This is a genomic window from Streptomyces sp. NPDC054847, assembly GCF_053610925.1.
In genome coordinates this window covers 1-3,759 of sequence record NZ_JBSGZJ010000585.1, presented here as the reverse complement: position 1 = coordinate 3,759, position 3,759 = coordinate 1, and the positions used below count along the sequence as shown (strand labels likewise).

Genomic DNA, 3,759 nt, shown 5'->3' with positions numbered 1-3,759 from the left:
GTGCCACCCCGCTCCGTACCGCTCGGTCCCCGCCACCGACTACGACTCCGGCCGCTCGCCGCCGCCTTCGCCTTCATCGCGGTCGTTACGGTCTCCGCCTTCGCCCTCGTCACGGTCGTTCCGGCCGCCGTCGGCCTGCTCGCCGGCCGGGCCGCCGGTCCCCTCGTCGCCCGCCGGGGGTCCGTCCTGCTCCTCGTCGCCGCCGGACCCGCTCGTGCCGCCGGAGCGGTCCGCGTCCGTCGGGGAACCGGACTCCGGTTCGGGGCGCGGCGGCATCGGCGGCTTGGGGCGCCCGCCCGCCGGGTCGCGCAGATAGGTGCCCTCGCCGCCGTCCGTCGCGTGACCGCCGGGACCTCCGCTGTCGCGCCGGCGCAGATACCGCTCGAACTCGCGGGCGATGGCTTCGCCCGAGGCCTCCGGCAGCTCCGCGGTGTCGCGCGCCTCCTCCAGCGTCTGGACGTACTCGGCCACCTCGCTGTCCTCCGCGGCCAGTTGATCGACGCCGAGCTGCCAGGCCCGGGCGTCCTCGGCCAGCTCACCCAGCGGGATACGGAGGCCGATGAGGTCCTCCAGCCGGTTGAGCAGCGCGAGCGTCGCCTTCGGGTTGGGCGGCTGTGAGACGTAGTGCGGGACAGCGGCCCACAGGCTCACCGCCGGCACACCGGCATGGGTGCAGGCCTCCTGGAGGATGCCGACGATTCCGGTCGGCCCCTCGTACCGGGTCTCCTCGAGATCCATCGTTCTCGCCAGGTCCGCGTCGGACGTGATCCCGCTGACCGGTACCGGCCTGGTGTGCGGGGTGTCGCCGAGCAGCGCGCCCAGGATCACCACCATCTCCACGCCCAGTTCATGGGCGAAGCCCAGGATCTCGTTGCAGAACGAACGCCAGCGCATGGAGGGTTCGATACCGCGGACCAGCACGAGGTCCCGGGGTTTGTCGCCGCCGACGCGGACCACGGAGAGCCGGGTGGTCGGCCAGGTGATCTTGCGTACCCCGCCGTCCAGCCACACCGTGGGCCGGTTGACCTGGAAGTCGTAGTAGTCCTCGGCGTCGAGCGCCGCGAACACCTCGCCCTTCCATTCCCGGTCCAGGTGAGCGACCGCGGTGGAGGCGGCGTCGCCGGCGTCGTTCCAGCCCTCGAACGCGGCCACCATGACCGGGTCGATCAGCTCGGGCATCCCCTCGAGCTCGATCACCCAGTGCCTCCTTCCGAAGTTCCCTTTCTTACGCCCCAACCTTACGGCTTTCCGCGGCCCCCGCCGCAGCCCCCGTGCACGGCCGGGTGAACGTGGTAGGCGTCGGGCATACGGCGACCACGGAGCAGCGTGGCGGCGGATTCATCCGAGCTGTGCGGGTGAAATTCGACGACTCGCTGGACCGAGGGGAGCGGGCGGCGCTATACATCGGATGTCCAGGAGAGGTCCGATGTTCATCTCACCGGGGGTGCGTGCATGAGCCAGACCGTCACGGAGTTCGAGGTCCACGACATCCGCTTCCCCACGTCGCAGCAGCTCGACGGCTCCGACGCCATGAACCCGGACCCGGACTACTCCGCCGCCTACCTCGTGCTGCGCGCCGACGACGGGAGCGAGGGCCACGGCTTCTGCTTCACCATCGGCCGCGGCAACGACATCGTCGCCGCCGCGATCGAGGCGCTGCGTCCCTACGTCGTGGGCCGTCCCGCCCCCACCCGCGCCGCGGACCTCGCCGCACTTCACCACGACCTCACGCATGACTCCCAACTGCGCTGGCTCGGACCGGAGAAGGGCGTCATCCACATGGCGGCCGGCGCCGTCGTCAACGCCGCATGGGACATGGCGGCCACCCGGGCAGGCAGACCGGTATGGGAGTTCCTGGCCTCCATGACCCCGGAAGAACTCGTCTCACTGGTCGACTTCCGTTACCTGACGGACGCGCTCACCCGACAGGAGGCTCTCGCCATCCTGCGCGCCGCGGAGCCGGGCAGAGCGGAGCGGGCCGCGCTGCTGAGGGAACGGGGCTACCCCGCGTACACCACCTCGCCCGGGTGGCTCGGCTACTCCGACGAGAAGCTCGTCCGGCTCGCGGAGGAGGCCGTCGCCGACGGATTCCGGCAGATCAAGCTGAAGGTCGGCCTGGACATCGACGACGACATCCGGCGGATGAAACTCGCCCGCGCCGCCGTAGGCCCCTCCGTACGCATCGCCCTCGACGCCAACCAGCGCTGGGACGTCGCGGAAGCCGTGCGCTGGATGACCGCGCTGGCGCCGTACGAACCGCACTGGATCGAGGAACCCACCTGCCCCGACGACGTACTCGGCCACGCCGCCGTCCGTGCGGGCCAGCCCGTGAAGGTCGCCACCGGCGAACACGCCGCCAACCGCGTCGTGTTCAAACAGCTTCTCCAGGCCCAGGCCGTCGACTACGTCCAGATCGACGCCGCACGGGTCGCCGGCGTCAACGAGAACATCGCCATCCTGCTGCTCGCCGCCAAGTACGGCGTCCCCGTCTGCCCGCACGCCGGCGGCGTGGGGCTGTGCGAACTCGTCCAGCATCTCGCCATGTTCGACTTCGTGGCCGTCTCCGGCAGCTGGGACGACCGCGTCATCGAGTACGTGGACCACCTCCACGAACACTTCGCGGACCCGGCCGTGATCGTGGACGGCCGTTACGCGGCACCGGACGCGCCGGGCTTCTCCGCCCGGATGCTCCCTGGTTCGATCGCCGCCCACAGCTGTCGGAACGGGCCCGTCCGGCAGGCCCGGCCCACCGTCGAGGAGGCAGGCTCATGACCGGATCAAAGGACTTCGAGGGCATGGCGGCACTGGTCACCGGCGGCGCCTCCGGCATCGGGGCCGCCGTCGCCGCGCTGCTCCTCGCCCGCGGGGCACGTGTCGCCGTCCTGGACCGGGAGACCCGGGGAGCGCCGGCGGGCACGCTCGCACTCCGGGCCGACGTCACCGACGACGCCGCCGTGGCCGCCGCGGTGGACGCGGCCGCCGCCGAGTTCGGCGCGCTGCACACCGTGGTCTCCAACGCGGGCGTCGGCGCGATCGGCACCGTGGCCGACAACGACGACGACGAATGGCGGCGTGTCCTCGACACCAACGTCATCGGGATGGTCCGGGTCGCCCGCCACGCCCTGCCGCATCTGCGCCGCACGGCGAGGGCCGCGGCGTCCGGATCCGTCTCCCTCACCCACACCTGCTCCATCGCCGCCACGGCCGGCCTGCCCCAGCGCGCCCTCTACAGCGCGAGCAAGGGCGCGGTCCTCTCGCTGACCCTCGCGATGGCGGCCGACCACGTCCGGGAGGGCATCCGCGTCAACTGCGTCAACCCCGGCACCGCGGACACGCCGTGGGTCGCCCGCCTGCTGGACCGGGCGGAGGACCCTGTCGCCGAGCGTGCCGCCCTCGAGGCCCGCCAGCCGACGGGGCGGCTCGTCCGGGCCGACGAGGTGGCCGCGGCGGTCGCGTACCTCGCGAGTCCGGCGGCTGGGGCGGTGACGGGGACCGCTCTCGCGGTCGACGGCGGGATGCAGGGCCTGCGGGTGCGCGCGCCGCGGTAGCCCCGGCCATCCGCTGCGCGGGGCTGTTCCCACACCCCGCCCCTTCCCGAAACCGGGGCAGGCCTCGGGCCCAGCACCGCCCTGCGGGCGGCGTACCGCGCTTCGCGCGGTGCCCTCAAGCGCCGGGCGGGCTGACTTTGTCAGCCTCGCTGGGGGCGCCTCCCACGGCCGGCAGGCCGTAGGGGGAGTTTGAGGCGCGGGGGTCCGGGGG

At 72.7% G+C, this 3,759-nt stretch carries 3 protein-coding genes; 2 read left to right on the top strand and 1 reads right to left on the bottom strand.

All coding sequences use genetic code 11. The features are described from left to right. Positions 1-39: 39 nt before the first annotated feature. Positions 40-1,197 (bottom strand): PAC2 family protein, encoded by a 1,158-nt coding sequence (locus ACWGH4_RS32735; RefSeq protein WP_453467249.1) that lies wholly within the window; start codon positions 1,195-1,197, stop codon positions 40-42. 255 nt (positions 1,198-1,452) lie between these two features. Here ACWGH4_RS32735 and ACWGH4_RS32730 point away from each other — a divergent pair, with 255 nt between their 5' ends. Both ACWGH4_RS32730 and ACWGH4_RS32725 read left to right on the top strand, forming a co-directional pair. Further along, positions 1,453-2,772: an enolase C-terminal domain-like protein gene (locus ACWGH4_RS32730; RefSeq protein WP_453467247.1), complete on the top strand. Its 1,320-nt coding sequence runs from the start codon at positions 1,453-1,455 to the stop codon at positions 2,770-2,772. Beyond that, positions 2,769-3,548, top strand: coding sequence for an SDR family NAD(P)-dependent oxidoreductase (locus ACWGH4_RS32725; protein WP_453467245.1), 780 nt, complete (start codon positions 2,769-2,771; stop codon positions 3,546-3,548). Before ACWGH4_RS32730 ends, ACWGH4_RS32725 begins: the two co-directional genes overlap by 4 nt. The last annotated feature ends 211 nt before the right edge of the window (positions 3,549-3,759 follow it).